Raw genomic sequence first — 16,333 nt, 5'->3', positions numbered from 1 at the left:
TGTGAGTAGGGTCTGCTCGTGAGCAGACCTCTCGCATTCGTTGCGATTACCTATGCATTCGCGGTAGCGATGATCGGCACCACGATGCCGACGCCGGTCTACTCGCTGTACCAGGCCGAGTTCGGATTCTCCGTTTTCGTCGTAACCATAATTTTTGCTGCCTATGCGCTGGGAGTGCTCACTGCACTCCTGGCGTTCGGTCGTTGGTCGGACTCACTGGGTCGTCGCCCGATGCTGCTTGCCGGAATCGCATTCGGCATCGTCAGTGCGCTGGTGTTCATTTTCGCCGGATCGCTCACCGCTCTGTTGATCGGACGGGTGCTCTCTGGACTATCGGCGGGCATATTCGTCGGAACTGCCACCGTGACATTGGTGGAATTGGTGCCGGACAAGTGGCGCGCACACGCACCGGCGATCGCGACGGCGGCGAACATCGGCGGACTCGGTCTCGGGCCACTACTTGCCGGTGTACTGGTTCAGTATCTGCCGCACCCGATGCAGCTGACGTTCATCGTCGATATCGGTTTGCTGATCCTCGCGGCGGTCGCGGTGTACCTCTCCCCCGAGACGGTGAAAGTTGCCCGCGGAGCCAGACCACACCTGCAGAGACTGTCGATTCCGGCGCCTCTCCGCGGCACGTTTCTCCGAGCATCGATTGCCGGCTTCGCCGGATTCGCTGTGCTGGGCCTGTTCACCGGCGTCTCGCCGGGCTTCATGTCCAGCGTCCTCGGCATCGACGACCACGCTGTGACCGGCGCTGTCGTCTTCCTGCTGTTCGCCTCGTCCGCGGCCGCTCAGATCGGGCTCCGCGCCCTGGATACGTCGTTCGCGCTGCGGGCAGGGTGCGTCGTACTGTTCGCCGGCGTCGCTGTACTCGCGATCTCACTGCTGACGGCGTCGCTGCCCCTGCTGATTCTGAGCGCTGTGGTGAGCGGAGTCGGACAGGGAGTGACGTTCAGCAAGGGAATGGCGACGGTGACCGCAGAGCTACCGGTGGATCGACGCGCCGAAGTGACGTCGACATTCTTCGTCGTTCTGTACATCGCCATCTCGGTGCCCGTGATCGGAGCAGGAGCAGCCGCGAATGCCTGGGGCCTCGTCACCGCTGGTGTGGTCTTCTCCTGCGCAGTCGCCGCGCTCGCGGCCATTGCATTCCTGCTACTGGTACGCGAATCTCATGGACGAGACTCGCATCAAGAAGCGAAGGAATCCGACAGGAACTGATAGATGTATCCGGCGATCGTATAAATTACATCGATGAGATTCATATCGTCTTTCTTTTGCGAATCAAGCTAGGGACCATTGGCCGTAATCGGGCTTGAGAATTACATTGATGTCGACGGCGATGCCGTCGACCTTTCCTTTGTCGATCTGCACTTGATGTAGATGCGCGGCAGGATGTCGGAAGCCTTTCGGAGTGCCCCAATTGTGCTGCCAATACCACTGTCCGAGCCCGGCAATGGACGCCAATTCGATGGTCGGTGAATTGGCGTAGATCCCGGTGTTCTCGGCTCCGACGACAGATTGCCAACCAAGGATGTACGGCGCGATCATCGTGGCGAACTCGACTGCGGTGGGATTGTCGTCGATCGAAGCGTAGATAGGCCGGTTCTGGGGTCCACCGGCGGCTCGATGCAGTTCCAGACCCCGGTTCGCATGCTTGACCCCGGCCGCGTATCCGCCTCTCCAATCGGACGTTGCGCCCTTGCCGAACTGATAGTTGGACACCACTTCCAACCCTGCGTCGGTCAGCGCATCGGCCTCGTCGCGCTTCATCGGCTTGCCGAGCATCCATTCGGCACCGGGTCTGCGATCGGAAACATAGCGAACGGCCCCTTGGTGACCTGCCGCTTTGATCGCCTCCGGCGAGGGGACCCCGCCCGAGTAGTCGACAAGCGTGCCCAACCCGTCGGCGTGCGCGGCAGTACGGGCGCCCAACGTCGCCAATCCGACGGCAGTAACCGACCCCACCGCCGCGTATTTGAACAGCTCGCGTCGTGAAACGTGCACTTCAAGCCCCCCACGTAGATAGGTCGATTCGGCGTGTCGCACGGCTGATCAATTAGCGCGCTGCTACATTTTTCTGTTTTCGTATTGCACCACACTCACTCCAGTACCGCTAGTCACTTCAGACTCCACAGTCCCATTTGTCTCTCTCTGCACGGACGCGCGAGCACGTACCTTCGCCGGCCCACGCGGGCACAACCTACTGTGGAGTCATCGGTTCAGGACCATCGAAGGAGAGATTTTCATGGGCGTAACGCTTTCCAAGGGCGGAAATGTGTCGCTGACCAAGGAGGCCCCCAACCTCACGGCAGTATCGGTCGGTCTGGGGTGGGATGTCCGCGACACCACGGGAGGCGACTTCGACCTGGACGCAAGCGCGATCGGTCTGGACTCGAACAAGAAGTCGGTCGACGATCTGTTCTTCGTGTTCTACAACAATCTCCGTTCACCGGACGGTGCCATCGAGCACACCGGCGACAACCGAACCGGCGAGGGCGAGGGCGACGACGAGAGCATCAACATCGACCTCGTGGCACTCTCGCCGAAAGTCGAATCGATCGTGTTCCCGGTCTCGATCCACGACGCCGATTCTCTGGGCCAGAATTTCGGCCAAGTCGTCAATGCATTCATCAGGGTTGTCGATCGCGCCGACAATCGTGAGCTGGCTCGCTTCGATCTCAGCGAGGACGCGTCGACCGAAACCGCCATGGTGTTCGGGGAGTTGTACCGAAGAGGTCAGGAATGGAAATTCCGGGCAATCGGACAGGGTTATGCATCCGGTTTGACCGGCATTGTTCGCGACTACGGAATCAATGTCGGTTAGCTGATTCGCGGAAATCTTCGGTCTGCGGCGGGTATCGATTGAATAACCGAGGACCTCTGGGCTTGAGAATTTATGTGCGAGTGTGGTCGGATCACCACATTCGTAACATTGGTTTCATCAGTCACAGGAGCAACACATGTCGTCTCGGTTCGGTCGAATAGCTGGAACAGTCGCACTCTCCTGCGCAGCTTTGCTTGCGCTGCCCGCCACCGCGACGGCAGACCAGGCACCAATGGATCCACTATCGCAGGCAGTAACGGCGCTCCAGCAGCAGGGCGCCTCGGCTACCGATCCTGCGCTGGCCGCAGCGACCGCGATCTCGGGAGCCCGCACTGCGGTGGCCGACGACGTCGACGCCAACCCCCTTGCGGCTCTCGACGCTGCCAACAAGATCCTTACCGAACTCGGTATCACGCCGTTCTTCTACCCGACAGCGGCCATCAATTGCGCTTCGGTTCCGGGCGTACCCTTCGGCATCTCTCCCGCAGTAGCGGGAGCAGCGGGAGGGCCTTGGCCGAATGCGAAGGCACCACTACTTCCCCCACTCAACGCTGTGGAGAAGGGCGAGACGATGTTCGCCTTCCTCCCGGCAGGCATCGTCGATGACTCGGCGAACAAGGCGGGCATGCAGGTGGCGTGGTTCAACGTCAACACCTTGAAGGGCGGATTCGCCGACATGGGCGGAGCCACTACGACATTCGTCGATTCGATACTCGACAATGCCAAGCTCGACCCCATCACTACCGAGTTGGTACGTGGAGCGTTGACCACTGCTATCGCCAAGTTGCCGGCCGCCGGGGCGCGCCTCGCACCGGTGGAAACCGGCTCGGGCACCGTTCTCGCAGCCGTGTTCGGCAATGTAGAACACAAGACTGCCGATGGCGTCAACAACTGCTTCTACTTCCCGACCGTGGGCTTGGTGAACGTCGGCTGACGCTCTTTCCCCCGATCGGATCGTGAACCGAAAAAATGCGGCGCCGCTCTTGCGGCGCCGCATTTTTTCTCCACGAGTCCTGTTACGAATACCCCTGGGGTGGAGTCGAAGTCAGGCGAGGCTCAGTCACAACCGGCCGACGCTGCGCAGGCCTGCGACCGTGGCATCGAGCGTATCGAGAGACCCGCGGTAGTGCACTCCCAGATCTTTCTCGCTCGGTGAATCGTCGGAGGGCGGCATCTGCGTGTAGTACTGCATCGCGGCCTCGGAAATCGGTGAACGAGATACGGGGGTCTCGATCGGTGACACCGAATCGACGATGTCGGATGCTCGTCCCAGCAATCGCAACGCAACGTCGGGAACGGGGACCGGGAGGACTGTAGTACCCGTGATCTTCCGCAGCATCTCGGCAATCGACCCGATCGGTATCCGCTTCCCACCCACCATGTAGCGGCGCGGCCCACGCCCGGGTTCGAGCAAAGCCGCATGCACCGCCGCGAGATCACGGACGTCGACGACAGTCCAGGCTGCACTGCGTCCCGGCAGCATTCGCATTTTCAGGGCTGATTCGACGCCGTCTGCGGCTTCACCGAACTGGTCACCTGCGGGAGGTCCGAGCACCATGCCGGGGTAAGTGATGACGACCGGCGCACCGCCGTCTTGCATTCCGCGTGCATAGAGGTCGACCTGGGACTTGGTGCGTCCGTATGCATCGGTTCCACCGACGACCGGAAGATCGGCGCGAAGCATTTCCAACCCCGGACGAAACAGGGCCGTGAAGCTCGAGACGTGCACGATCGGGTCCAAGCCGAGAGCGGCGGCAGTTCCGAGCACGTTCTCGGCACCCAGCATGTTCGTCGCGATCATCTCTTCGGCGCGAGATGGATCGGTGGCGACGACGGCTGCGGCATGAACGACACTGTCGCAGCCATCCATAGCCCGCGAGATCGAGTCGGCGTCGGTGATGTCCCCGAGGCGGAAGTCACTGACGTCCAGACCTATCTGGGCTGCGCTCGTCTGCAATCTGTCGGGATTTCTGACCAGGAAACGAACTTCGTGTCCGGCGTCGACGGCTGCCTTCGCGGTCCATGCCCCGACGAAACCGGTACCGCCGGTGACGAGCACCCGCATCAGCTCTCCTTTGTTCGTGTTTGTGCTGCATCGAGAAGCTCTGCGAGCGACTCGCCCATCGCGTCGGCGAGCCGATCCAAATCCGGTGTTTGTTCGCGGTCCGCGATCAGACCGATGTCGAGGCGCCCGTCACCGGACATGACGGTGATATTGAGACCAGCACCGTGCAATATCGGTCCTAGAGGAAACATTCCGGTCACCTTGGCCCCGAGGAAATACAACGGCATCGGTGGACCGGGGACATTCGACATCACCAAGTTGTGCACAACGGGGTGATGCTGGGCGAGATCGAGAGCCGCGTAGGCGCGCATGGCGGCGGCAAATGTTGCTGGAGAGGCAAATTGGGCCCAGTCCTGCAACAGAGTCGCACCGATTTCCCTGTTGTGCTCCTTGCCGACCTCATGGCTCGCAGAGATAGCGAGCAATCGTTCGACCGGGTCGTCGATGTCGGTGGCCAGCGATGCGAACATTGCCGATACCTGGTTGGTCCCCGGTCTGCTGCTCTTCTCGTGTACCGACACCGGGACGACGGCGATGAGCGACTCTTCCGGCAGACCATCGGATTTTTCGAGGTAGATACGAATCGCACCCGCACACATTGCCAGCACGACGTCGTTCACCTTGGCGTCGAATGCGTTCTTGATTTCCTTGACGTCGGAGAGCTTCAGTTGCTCGAAGGCAACGCTGCGGTGCCGACTCAGTGTGCCGTTGAACTGCGTTCGCGGCGCCACGAACGGCGGCGGCATGGCACGCCCGCTTCTAGCTCGCCCGATCCACCCGGTGAGGGTTCGTACCGTGGCGGGAAGAATACTGAGTGCTTGCAAGGGCCTGCTCGCGAAGGAAACTGCACTTCCCACTGCCAGATCGAAATTGTTGACCGATCCGACTCCCGGTGATGGTGGAAGTGGTTCCGCGTCCCGATCGATGCTGCACAGTAGCGAAATAATGTTCGCTGCGGAGATGCCGTCGACGGTCGAGTGATGCATCTTCAGGAAAATGGGAGTCTTACCGTTCTTCGCTCCTTCGAGCACCCACATCTCCCACAGCGGCCGCGAACGGTCCAGGGGTTGCACGGAGAAATGCGCACATGCCGCTGCGACTTCGTCTTTGCCGGCGGGCGCGGGGAGGGTCATGCGATAGAAATGCTTGTCGATGTCGAAGTTCTCGTCTTCGACCCAAACAGGGTGGTCGAGATTGAAGACGCTGTCGTGGAGCTTCTTGCGGAGTGTCGGTATGCCCTCCAGTCGCCGCAACAGCTCGACCTTGAGGGCATCGGCGTCGTAGTCGACGTCATCACCCACCGCTTCGAGTTCGATGAGACCGCACACATTCAGTGGCTGCTCAGGAGTTTCAAGATACAGAAAGCTCGCGTCCAGTCCGCTCAACCGTTCCATTCGAGTTACATTAGAACGCGTTCCAGTTGCTCGCTGAGATTTCGACTATTCTGTCGAGATGTCCGGACGTTTGCACCCGACCGACGCTCAGGCCTATTGGATGTCTTCGAAAATTCCGAACGACCAATTTCTGCTCTACTGCTTCGAAACGATCACCCCTGCCGTCGACGTAGTGGATCAACTCGTGTCCAATGCCCGCAGCGTCCCTGAACTCGGCATCCGCTTCGCCGACGCCTTCGGCTATCCACGGACCGTGCCGATGACCGTCGGACCGCACCAGGTCATCTCGCATACTCTGCCCGAGGGAACATGGACAGGATGCCTGAGATCCGTCGCCGACCTGTTCGCCAGCCCAGTCGATCCGCTCGAAACTCCTTGGCTTCTACATCTTTTCGGCTCCGTCTCAGGTGCTCCACGATGTACCGGGCCCGCACTCGTTGCAGTGCTGCAGGTTTCACACGCCCTCGCCGACGGCCGTGTCGCCTCCGCGCTCGCACGACAGCTCTTCGGCGAGCGTGATTCGTCCACCCCGCTGCACAACCCTCGCGGACGCTTCCGTCCCATCGAATTCGTCAAACAATCGCGCCGCGCCCAAGCACTCGAAAGGACACTCGCAGCCGACACTGCTGCGGGGTTGATACCCCCACAGTCACCCGGCAGGGAGAAGATCCGCGTCAACGTTGCGCCAGCGGGCGAGAGAAGCATCCGAACCGTCGTCCGGGACCGTGCCGAGCTGAGCGGTCCCGGGGTTACCGTCACAGTCGGCGCCATCACGGCGGTGTCCATAGCGCTGACGAATTATCTGAGACGCTGCGGCGACCCTGTTCCGGAGCTGCTCGGCGCAGAGGTCACCTTGGGAAAGAGCGGGCCGCGGCGGGCCCGCAACCACTTTCGTAATGCAGGTATCGATCTTTATCCGGGCATCGTCGACCCGCTCGAGCGAGCGAAGCACATTTCGGCAGCGCTCCGCGAGCGTCGCGCGCGTGCCGATCATCCGGCCATGGCCGCACAGGCTCTCGCGTCCGAGATGGTGCCCGCAGTACTACTCCGATGGGGAATCCGTCAGTTCGACCCCGCCGTGATACCCGATACGGTCACCGGCAATACCGTCGTGTCGAGTGTGAATCGAGGGGCCGCCGATCTGACCTTGGGCGGCGGACGCGTCCGATTCACCGCAGGCTTTCCGGCACTGTCACCGGTCATGAGCCTCACCCACGGTATTCACGGCATCGGCGACGTGGTGACCATCAGCGCCACATCGAGTGCCTCGGCGGTGGACGACCCGGATGTCTATGCAGGGCTCGTGCACGACGCGGTCGACGAGATGGCCGCTCGCCTCGGCAGACCTGTTTGACAGACTCTTCTCAGCATTGTGCGGGTGCTGGCCTCAGACTCCTCGCGCATGCTGGTGAACATGACTCAGATGACGGTGCTCGCGGTCGGTGGCACCGGGGAATCTCACCCGGACGACGACCGCACCGAGGTCTCCGGGCTGCTGAGCAGCGTCACCGGCGAATTGGATGAAAGATTCGACGGAAGGTGGGTCGGCTACCCCGCGTCGTACGGTCCGGTGGCAGTCGGTGGCCTCAGCTTCTCGCACAGCACCGAGCTCGGTGTCCGAAGTCTGATCTCGGCGATCGAGGTAACCACGGGACCGATTGCACTCATCGGCTATTCCCAGGGCTGTTCGGTCATTCGTGAGGTGTTGGGGCTTCTCGCACGCGGGGAGGTGCACCTTCCCACCGTCGCCGCCGCCGGGTTGATCTCCGATCCCCAACAACCTGCGGGCGCCGTGCCCGCCTGCTCGGGACGTGGGGTTGCCGGGGACGGACCGACGCTTCCGGACTCGGTCGCGGTGATCTGGATCGGGCAACCCGCGGACATGATCTGCAATGCAAGCGACGACAGCTACATTCGTGACATCGCGGACCTCACCCGGTGGATGTCGTTTCGCACTCCGAAAGTGTGGCTACAGCAGCTGTGGATACTGCTGCGCAGCAATGGTTTTCAAAATGCAGCCAAGACCCGCCTGTCGCCCAAGCAGTGGCGAAGAGATGTACGACGCCTGCGCGTCGCCGCCACCGAGCTCAGCGGATATCTACCCAGGACATTGGTATGGCGGAAGTGGCGCATATCCAATCCGTCCGGCGATCGCCACACCGCCTACGCGAGTGAACCTCTCGATGCGAGCGGACTGACCGGTTGCCAAATCTTGGCGCAGTGGCTGCAGGTACAGGCAACGATGGCCCCGGTGTCATACGCAGCGTAAGTCTAGGTCAGCGCAGGCACAGACAGAAGAGATGACCGACGGGATCGCGGAAGACGGTGAAACTCGGCTGATCGAGTGGCCCGGTCACTTTCGTGGCGCCGAGTCCCACGACGAATTCCTCGGAGGCGGCCATGTCGTCGACGACCAGGTCCAAGTGAGTCTTGATCCCCTCCGACGGCCATTCCAGCGGAACGAAGTCCTCGGCCTGCTGAAACGCCAATCGAAGATTGCCCGGGCCTTGGAGAATTGTCCAATCCTTCTCGGATCGGACGATGTTCCACCCGAGCATCTTGCCGTAGAACCCGGCCAGTGCTGCGGTGTCGGGGCAGTCGAGGACGATGTAGTCCAAGTCGATCGCAGGTCGTGTCATGGGTGACAGCGTAATGAAAAGAATGTCTCCACTGGCCGAAGGGCGGCGGTTCCGGTGATACGCGCGGTCAAATGATCCACCATGCGGCGTAGGGCGGCATCCATACCGAACCGAACTCATCGGCCATCAGATCGTGTTGTGCGAGGACTTCCCGAGGGTGTTCGACGCCGAGATCGAGCACATGCGAATACGGAAACGGTCGATACTCGGAGGTCATGTTGAAGAGTGCGAGGACGGTGCCACTGGGGTGGCGTCGACGGACCACCAAGAGGCCGTCGTCGAAGTCGGTCGGCAGGTCCACCGGCGCCTCGGCATGCAACATCGGGAGGCCTGCGCGCACCCGGGCGATCCGTGCGATCCCGTCGAACACCCGTTGTTCGTCGGTGCCTGCTATCAGGCGTCGTGCGCGATCTTCGTCGGTGATGCGGGGACGGTGGATCCAGCGATTGTCGTCGCCGTGCCCGGGTTCGGAGGCCCACTCCGCGTCACCGGCGGATCCCAGTTCGTCTCCGCTCCACACGACGGGGATGCCACCCCACACCGAGATGACGGCGTACGAGAGAAAGATGCGGGCGAAGGCTCCGTCCGGATCCAGCCTCGACGGGCCGAGTCCGGTCAATGCTGCTGAGGTTCCGCTGATTCGGCGGTCGTCGGTCTTTTCGTTGTGTTGAAATACGAGCCCTTCGGCCCAGGAACCATCGAATTCACCGCTGTACCACTCGGCGAGAAAGTGCCGGTGCCCTGCGCCCGTCAACCCCAGCGCGGTGGCATCACCGTCGTCGATGGCCCAGCCGATGTCGTCGTGGGATCGGACGTACGTCACCCAGGTGCCGCTCGGCGGAGTCGGAGGCAGCGACGCGAGGGCGTGCCGAGCGAGCGCGGTACTGCCGGTCGCCAGCATCGACCACACCTGCACCATCAGACTGTTGTGGTACGCGATGTCGGAGACCCGACCGGTGTGCGGGCCCAGACCCAGGTAGGGCATCAGATCTCGGGGTCCGACGATCGCTTCTGCCTTGAACAGCACAGCCGGCGCAGCGAGCCGTGCGGTTGCCCGCAGGGCCTGGGTGATGGCGTGGACCTCGGGCTGGTTCTGACAATTGGTTCCGAGCCGCTTCCACAGGAACGCGATCGCGTCCAACCGAAGAACCTCCACGCCGAGGTTCGCAAGGTGCATGACGATGTCTGCAAACTCGAGCAGCACATTCGGATTGGCCCAGTTCAGGTCCCATTGCCACTCGTTGAAAGTGGTCCACACCCACTCCCCCATGCGGTCGTCGAAGGTGAAGCTGCCCGGCGCGAAGTCGGGAAACACCTCGGGCAGCGTCCGTTCGAACGAATCCGGTGTACTCCGATCCGGGTAGATCAAGAAGTAGTCGCGGAACTTCTGGTCGCCGGAACGCGCCTTCTCAGCCCATTCATGCTCGCGGGCAACATGATTGACGACGAGATCGACCACGAGGCTGATGTCGCGCTCACGTAGCGTTCTCGCGAGTGCGCTCAGGTCCTCGTTGGTTCCCAGGTCGGGGCGGACCGATCGGTAGTCGGTGACCGCATAGCCACCGTCGTTGTCGCCCGGCCGCGTAGCCAGTAGCGGCATCAGGTGCAGATACGTCACTCCCAGGTCGGTGAGATGATCGAGTCGCTGCCCGAGACCCGCCAACGTCTCTCCGTACCGCTCGACATAACAGGCGTAGCCGAACATGTCCGGCCGCTGGAACCAGTCGGGCCGGAGAAGCCTGCGTTCGTCCAGCCGATGCAACTCCGCAGGGCGCTGCGCGAAGCCTCTCGCTGCAGCTTCCACCAGGCGCGACACTACGGCGTCCGGCTCCGGATAGATCGCGGTGACAGCGTCGTGCAGATCGGGCCACCACATTTCGTACCGCAGCTGAAAAGTTTCTCGTCGATGAGCCGGGAGACCCGCCAGGATCTGGCGCGTAGCTGCGGAGTGGGCCGGCGGGACAACCATGCATGCATCATGACACGACGGAGTTGCCGATGCCCTCGAGATCGGAGAGGCACACTGTCCGAGTGAAGATCACCGACGCCCAGCGCCGAGCCCACCTCCTCGCGCGCCACTTCGCGGACTCCCCGACCGCCGAGGACGTCGTCTCCTCACTGCTGGCCTTGCACGCCACCGACCCGGCCACCGTCTACTTGTCGGTGCTCGCACGCGCCCGATCGCTGTCCATCGAAGATGTCCGCACCGCCATGTACGACCGACGAAACCTGGTGCGGCTCATGGCGATGCGTCGCACCCTGTTCGTAGTCGCGCACGACGACGTCCCGATCATCCATGCGGCAGCAAGCGTCGGGGTGGCCCGAACGATGCGCGCGAGACTGATCAAAGAGGTGTCGACGCTTCCGACCGAGCCCGTCATCGAGGATGTGCCGGGTTGGCTCGATGCCGTCGAGAAGCAGGCTGAGGGTGCGTTGAGGGCCGCAGGCTCGGCGACGGGTGCGGAGTTGTCGGCTGCGGCGCCGCTACTGAGAACCGCTCTACTTCCCACCACCGACAAGGCGTACGACGTCAAGCGTTACGTGACTTCGCAGGTGTTGTCGATGATGGCCGCCGAAGGACGCATGGTGCGCGTCGAACCCCGCGGTGCGTGGACATCACGCAGGCACGGGTGGGGACCGATCGATCACTGGTGGCCCGGCGGGATTCCCCACCTCGACGAGGCCGAGAGCCGCCGCGAGCTTGCGCGACGCTGGCTCGACGTGTTCGGCCCAGCAACGCTCGACGATGTTCAATGGTGGACCGGCTGGAACAAAACTCAGACACGAGCCGCAGTTGCCGGCCTCGACACCGTCGAAGTGGAACTCGACGCCGGCGACGGGATCATGCTGGCCGACACCGTCTTGCAGAAGGGCGGGACCGGGGTGATGCTGCTTCCCGCGCTCGATTCCACACCGATGGGGTGGAAGCACCGCAACTGGTACCTCGGCGAACACAAAGCTCCACTGTTCGACTCGTACGGCAACATCGGTCCGACGATCTGGTCGGATGGCCGCATTGTCGGCGGCTGGGCCGTCACGCCCGCCGGTGAGGTCGTGACCGAACTGTTCGAGGAGGTCGGTTCGGGAGTCGAGGCAATTGCCGCGGAGGCAGGAAGGATCACCGACCTGCTCGACGGGACCGCGGTTGTCCCCAGCTTCCCGACCCCGCTGGAGAAGCGGCTTCGGGGTAAGAAGTAGCGGTCACTTCCGAAGCTGCGACGGGACCGACACGATCACCCGGCCCGAGCTGCCGCCGGTCAGAAGTGACACGAACGCCTCGGGAATGCGACCGATCCCATCGAATACCGTGTGCAGGCTGCGAATCTTGCCCTCCCGCAACCATCCACCGACCTCGTGTTCGAACTGGTCGCGGAGATCCTCGTGCGCCGTGACCGTGAAGCCCTTCATGGTGAGTTCCTGGTAAATGAGCCTGCGGTAGTTTGCCGGACCGCCGGCGTCCCCGACTGCGCCGCAGATCACCGCTCGACCACCGAAATTCAGTACCTCGAGTGCTGCTTCGAGTTGCTCCCCACCAACATTGTCGTAGTAGAGGTCGATGCCGTCGGGTGCGGCATCGCGCAAGAGATCGACGGCAGGACCATCATGTCTATTGATTGCCCGGTCAGCACCGAGCACATCAGTAAGGAGCGCAACCTTGTCCCCCGAGCCGACGACGCCGATGACCGTTGCACCGCGGGCCTTGGCGAACTGTACGACGCAGCTGCCCACTCCGCCCGCCGCGCCGGAAACGTAGACGACGTCCTCGGGCTGTACATCACCGACGCGAATCAACCCGGTGTATGCGGTGAAGCCGACGTGCCCGAGAACCGTGAGATGAGCGTCGAGACCCTCATTCGACTCCGTGTCGGCAATTCTGCGAAGCTCATCCGCTTCCACGACAGCAGTCGTACACCAAGGAACCTTGCCTACGGCGAGATCTCCGGGCTGAAAACCGTCGACGCCCGACTCGAGCACCTCGACGACGGCATCACTTGACGGAACATCACCGACGCCGATCCCCGGCCCGTAGGCCGTGCCTTCACCTCCGAGGCGGTGGGCAAGCCCCGCGTTGAGACCGAGCCGTCGGATACCTACGAGCACCTGCGTCTTCGTCGGTGATCCGACGTCCTTTTCGACTACGCCGAAGTTGTCCGCGCGGACACTTCCGTCCGGCAGCGCCGTCAACTGCACTTCTCGACCGAGCATATTTCGACTGTACTGAGTCAGTTGGGATCCGGGGAGTAGTCGATTCAGGCTGCAGCGTGGACATTTCCTACACATCCAAGCAGAAACAGTTGTCGCGCTTCTACTTTCAATTGTCACCGCTGCGAGGAAGCAGTGCCGAAGAATCGCCGACGGAGCCCGCCACAACGTGTCATTGGGCTACGAGAGCAATCAAGTCTCCATTCGACGCCAGCGAGCCTCTTGGCCGCTGCAGACTAGACAAGGGCGGGATAATTGGCGAATACACATCGACGTCAGCAGATTGAGGTTGTCTCTGTGGGTTCTGCGCACGAGAGGACAGGACGATGAGTGAAGAGCAGCTGGGGCCAGAGACGAAGGGGGTCGTGGTCGAGTTGTTGTCGACGGTTGACCTCGGCTCCGAGATCCAGGGCATGGACGGGTGGCAGTTGCGCACGCGCATGGTGACCATGGAGCCTGGAGGTATTTTCGGCCCGGTACATGACCACAAAGGCAGGCCAGGAACGGTCTACGTGCTGCAGGGAACGATCACGGACCATCGCGACGGGATCACCACCGAGTACGGTCCGGGTATGGGTTGGCCCGAAGACCGGAACACGCTCCACTGGCTGGAGAACAGAGGACAGGTTTCGGCGGTGGAGATATCGGTCGATGTAGTCAGGCGCGAGTAGGCCTCCTCTCGCCAATTGGACACCATCACATTCCGAATGCCGATTGGCCGATCGGCGGCGAGCAATCGCACGCGGTTGTGCGTGACACCCACGAAAACCGGCGTCTTCGTGGGTGAACCGATGCGCTTGGTGGACACCCAGTAGTCACAGGTCCGCGGGACGGTCCACTCGAACCGCTACGTGAACCTCGGTCAGACGTTGAAGCGGAACTCCACGACATCCCCGTCGACCATGACGTATTCCTTGCCTTCGATCCGGACTTTGCCTGCTGCCTTGGCTGCGGCCATGGATCCGGCCTCGATGAGGTCGTCGAAGCTGACGACCTCTGCCTTGATGAATCCACGCTCGAAGTCGGTGTGGATGACGCCGGCGGCCTGAGGCGCGGTGGCGCCCTTGTTGATCGTCCACGCGCGAGCTTCTTTCGGGCCTGCGGTGAGGTAGGTCTGCAACCCGAGGGTGTGGAAGCCGGCGCGAGCCAGGGCGTCGAGACCCGGTTCGGTCTGGCCGACGGATTCGAGCAGTTCCGCGGCAGATTCGGCGTCGAGTTCGAGCAGTTCGGACTCGATCTTCGCGTCCAGGAACACGGCGTCTGCGGGTGCGACGAGGCGGGCGAGCTCGCCGACCTTGGCGTCGTCGGTGAGCACACTCTCGTCGGCGTTGAAGACGTAGAGGAACGGCTTGGTGGTGAGGAGTTGGAATTCCTTGAGCAGCTCGAAGTCCAGCTTGTCCTTCTGAGAGAACAGTGTCTTGCCCTCATTGAGCACTGCCTGGGCGGCAATGGCGGCGTCGAGCGCAGGCTTGCGGTCCTTCTTGATCCGCGCCTCCTTCTCCACGCGCGGGATTGCCTTCTCCAAGGTCTGCAGGTCGGCGATGGCCAGCTCGGTTTCGATGACCTCGATGTCGGCGGACGGATCGACGCGGCCGTCGACGTGCACCACGTCATCGTCAGCGAAGACGCGAACGACCTGGCAGATGGCGTCGGCTTCGCGGATGTTCGCGAGGAATTTGTTGCCGAGCCCGGCGCCCTCGGAAGCACCCTTGACGATCCCTGCGATGTCGACGAACGACACCAGCGCGGGCACCAGCTTCTCCGAACCGAAGACCTCGGCAAGCTTGCCCAGCCGCGGGTCAGGCAGCGCAACGACGCCGACATTGGGCTCGATGGTCGCGAACGGGTAGTTCGCGGCCAGCACATCGTTGTTGGTCAGCGCATTGAACAGGGTGGACTTGCCGACGTTGGGCAGTCCGACGATTCCGAGGGTGAGGCTCACGGTCTATGGAGTCTACTTTGGCCCGATTACCAGCCCCGACAGTGCCCGGCCCGCAGTGACGGCCGACGAGCCCAACGGGGCCAAGACGACATGATCGGCCCCCGCCCGCAGTTGTGCATCGACGCGTTCGGCGATGTCCTCGACGCTCCCCCATGCGACCACGGCATCGACCAGCTTGTCGCTGAGCTGATCGACGTCGTCGCTGGTGAAGCCCATGCGAAGAAAATTCTGGCGGTAGCCGTCCACGGACGCCAGAAAAGACAGTGGCTCGCGGGCGATCGTGCGGGCACGCCCGGGATCGGTTTCCAATACGACGAATTGGTCGATCACCAACGTTCGATCCGGGCCGAGGAGTGCCCGCGCTCGCTCTGTGTACTCCGGGGTCACCAACAAGGCCACTGCACCGGCAGCTCGACGTCGAGCCATCTCCAGTTTCTTGGGACCGAGCGCTGCGAGAACTACTCGATCTGAGGGGACGTCGAGTTCGTCCAGGTATGCACTCAATCTTTCAAGAGGACGGGCCGCCTGCGGACCACCCAGCCCGAGAACGAATCGCCCCGAGTCCTCGAGTTCGTTGTACAGCTGAGCCGTCGCCGACGCGCTGTAGACGTCGACCGGGACGATGCCGGGCACGACTTTCACCGACTCGGTCGCGTGCACGAGATCGGCGAGCCGCCCGAGCCGGTCGATTTGCCCGCCCGGCAACCACAGAGCGCTGTAGCCGAGCGACTCCAACTCACACGCATCTTCCAGATACGAGTGAGTGACGCCGATGGAGAAACCGATTCTGCCGAGTCCGAGTGTGTCCATGCGATCGATACTAAAACGCTTCGCGCACAAGAAGAGCCGTCAGACCCAATACAACCGCTAGCTAGTGGCGACGATCAGCGCGATGAACAGGATGTACAGCAGGAAGAAGCCGAAAAAGATCCCGAGCGACAGCTTGCCGAAGAATCCGGCGCGCTTCGAGGAGTACTCCGCGCCCTGAATGTCGCCGATCAACCACAGTGGGTGAACCTTCAGTGCATGGTTGAACGCCGAGATCGCCAGCGGCCAGAAGAAGATGACAGCGACCACTGCCCAACCGGCATTGGACGGCGGCATCGGCGGTGCCTGCACATAGGGCTGTGCATAGGGCTGCGCGGACGGATAGGCCTGCTGCTGGTACTGCGACTGCTCGAACGGACCTGACATTGCGAAATCCCCCGATGATCGATGAAAGACGAATAATACGACGAAGTTGCCGGCAGTACCGTTCGG

The 16,333-nt window shown here is 62.2% G+C and carries 16 protein-coding genes; 7 read left to right on the top strand and 9 right to left on the bottom strand.

The window, feature by feature from the left end:
• Positions 1–18: 18 nt before the first annotated feature.
• Positions 19–1,224, top strand: a complete 1,206-nt coding sequence (locus ABIB36_RS17600; protein WP_354561440.1) for an MFS transporter — start codon at positions 19–21, stop codon at positions 1,222–1,224.
• Positions 1,225–1,287: 63 nt separating this feature from the next.
• Here ABIB36_RS17600 and ABIB36_RS17595 read toward each other — a convergent pair whose 3' ends face one another.
• Complete coding sequence (locus ABIB36_RS17595; protein WP_354561437.1) at positions 1,288–2,010, bottom strand: DUF1906 domain-containing protein; 723 nt, start codon at positions 2,008–2,010, stop codon at positions 1,288–1,290.
• 241 nt (positions 2,011–2,251) lie between these two features.
• On the opposite strand from ABIB36_RS17595, the gene ABIB36_RS17590 reads away from it, so the two are divergent.
• Both ABIB36_RS17590 and ABIB36_RS17585 read left to right on the top strand, forming a co-directional pair.
• The gene (locus tag ABIB36_RS17590) at positions 2,252–2,830 is read left to right on the top strand and encodes a TerD family protein (protein WP_084346052.1); all 579 of its coding nucleotides are present in this window, start codon (positions 2,252–2,254) and stop codon (positions 2,828–2,830) included.
• A 136-nt stretch (positions 2,831–2,966) separates the two neighbouring features.
• Positions 2,967–3,764, top strand: a complete 798-nt coding sequence (locus ABIB36_RS17585) for a hypothetical protein (RefSeq protein WP_354561435.1) — start codon at positions 2,967–2,969, stop codon at positions 3,762–3,764.
• 126 nt (positions 3,765–3,890) lie between these two features.
• On the opposite strand, the gene ABIB36_RS17580 is transcribed toward ABIB36_RS17585, so the two are convergent.
• Together ABIB36_RS17580 and ABIB36_RS17575 are read right to left on the bottom strand one after the other, a co-directional pair.
• A complete protein-coding gene (locus tag ABIB36_RS17580) occupies positions 3,891–4,895 on the bottom strand; it encodes an NAD-dependent epimerase/dehydratase family protein (protein ID WP_084346054.1) in 1,005 nt (334 codons plus the stop codon).
• Positions 4,895–6,289 (bottom strand): WS/DGAT/MGAT family O-acyltransferase, encoded by a 1,395-nt coding sequence (locus tag ABIB36_RS17575; RefSeq protein WP_084346055.1) that lies wholly within the window; start codon positions 6,287–6,289, stop codon positions 4,895–4,897. The genes ABIB36_RS17580 and ABIB36_RS17575 overlap by 1 nt, the downstream gene beginning before the upstream one ends.
• A 58-nt stretch (positions 6,290–6,347) precedes the next feature.
• Here ABIB36_RS17575 and ABIB36_RS17570 point away from each other — a divergent pair, with 58 nt between their 5' ends.
• Complete coding sequence (locus ABIB36_RS17570; protein WP_354561431.1) at positions 6,348–7,643, top strand: WS/DGAT domain-containing protein; 1,296 nt, start codon at positions 6,348–6,350, stop codon at positions 7,641–7,643.
• 60 nt (positions 7,644–7,703) lie between these two features.
• Entirely contained in the window at positions 7,704–8,558 is an 855-nt protein-coding gene (locus ABIB36_RS17565) for a PE-PPE domain-containing protein (RefSeq protein WP_354561429.1), read from the top strand.
• A 7-nt stretch (positions 8,559–8,565) separates the two neighbouring features.
• Here ABIB36_RS17565 and ABIB36_RS17560 read toward each other — a convergent pair whose 3' ends face one another.
• A complete protein-coding gene (locus tag ABIB36_RS17560; RefSeq protein WP_354561426.1) occupies positions 8,566–8,928 on the bottom strand; it encodes a VOC family protein in 363 nt (120 codons plus the stop codon).
• Positions 8,929–8,995: 67 nt separating this feature from the next.
• Complete coding sequence (locus ABIB36_RS17555; RefSeq protein WP_084346058.1) at positions 8,996–10,897, bottom strand: alpha-amylase family protein; 1,902 nt, start codon at positions 10,895–10,897, stop codon at positions 8,996–8,998.
• A gap of 62 nt (positions 10,898–10,959) precedes the next feature.
• Here ABIB36_RS17555 and ABIB36_RS17550 point away from each other — a divergent pair, with 62 nt between their 5' ends.
• Positions 10,960–12,126: a winged helix DNA-binding domain-containing protein gene (locus tag ABIB36_RS17550; RefSeq protein WP_354561423.1), complete on the top strand. Its 1,167-nt coding sequence runs from the start codon at positions 10,960–10,962 to the stop codon at positions 12,124–12,126.
• 3 nt (positions 12,127–12,129) lie between these two features.
• Here the strand turns inward: ABIB36_RS17550 and ABIB36_RS17545 are convergent, their stop codons facing one another.
• Positions 12,130–13,134: a zinc-binding dehydrogenase gene (locus ABIB36_RS17545; RefSeq protein WP_354561421.1), complete on the bottom strand. Its 1,005-nt coding sequence runs from the start codon at positions 13,132–13,134 to the stop codon at positions 12,130–12,132.
• 323 nt (positions 13,135–13,457) lie between these two features.
• On the opposite strand from ABIB36_RS17545, the gene ABIB36_RS17540 reads away from it, so the two are divergent.
• A complete protein-coding gene (locus ABIB36_RS17540; protein ID WP_084346061.1) occupies positions 13,458–13,802 on the top strand; it encodes a cupin domain-containing protein in 345 nt (114 codons plus the stop codon).
• A 191-nt stretch (positions 13,803–13,993) separates the two neighbouring features.
• Here ABIB36_RS17540 and ychF read toward each other — a convergent pair whose 3' ends face one another.
• The 3 genes from ychF to ABIB36_RS17525 are packed head-to-tail and all read right to left on the bottom strand — an operon-like array spanning position 13,994 to position 16,267.
• A complete protein-coding gene (gene ychF, locus ABIB36_RS17535) occupies positions 13,994–15,073 on the bottom strand; it encodes a redox-regulated ATPase YchF (RefSeq protein ID WP_084346062.1) in 1,080 nt (359 codons plus the stop codon).
• A gap of 12 nt (positions 15,074–15,085) precedes the next feature.
• Positions 15,086–15,883, bottom strand: a complete 798-nt coding sequence (locus tag ABIB36_RS17530) for a TIGR03620 family F420-dependent LLM class oxidoreductase (protein WP_354561417.1) — start codon at positions 15,881–15,883, stop codon at positions 15,086–15,088.
• A 57-nt stretch (positions 15,884–15,940) separates the two neighbouring features.
• Positions 15,941–16,267 carry a CD225/dispanin family protein gene (locus ABIB36_RS17525; RefSeq protein WP_354561415.1) on the bottom strand — a complete coding sequence of 109 codons (327 nt, stop codon included), beginning with the start codon at positions 16,265–16,267 and terminating at the stop codon, positions 15,941–15,943.
• Positions 16,268–16,333 lie beyond the last annotated feature (66 nt).

The organism is Rhodococcus sp. UYP9, from assembly GCF_040547235.1.
Taxonomy (GTDB): domain Bacteria; phylum Actinomycetota; class Actinomycetes; order Mycobacteriales; family Mycobacteriaceae; genus Rhodococcoides.
Note: the sequence above shows the minus strand (reverse complement) of the source record. Positions and strands in the feature narration are given on the sequence as shown.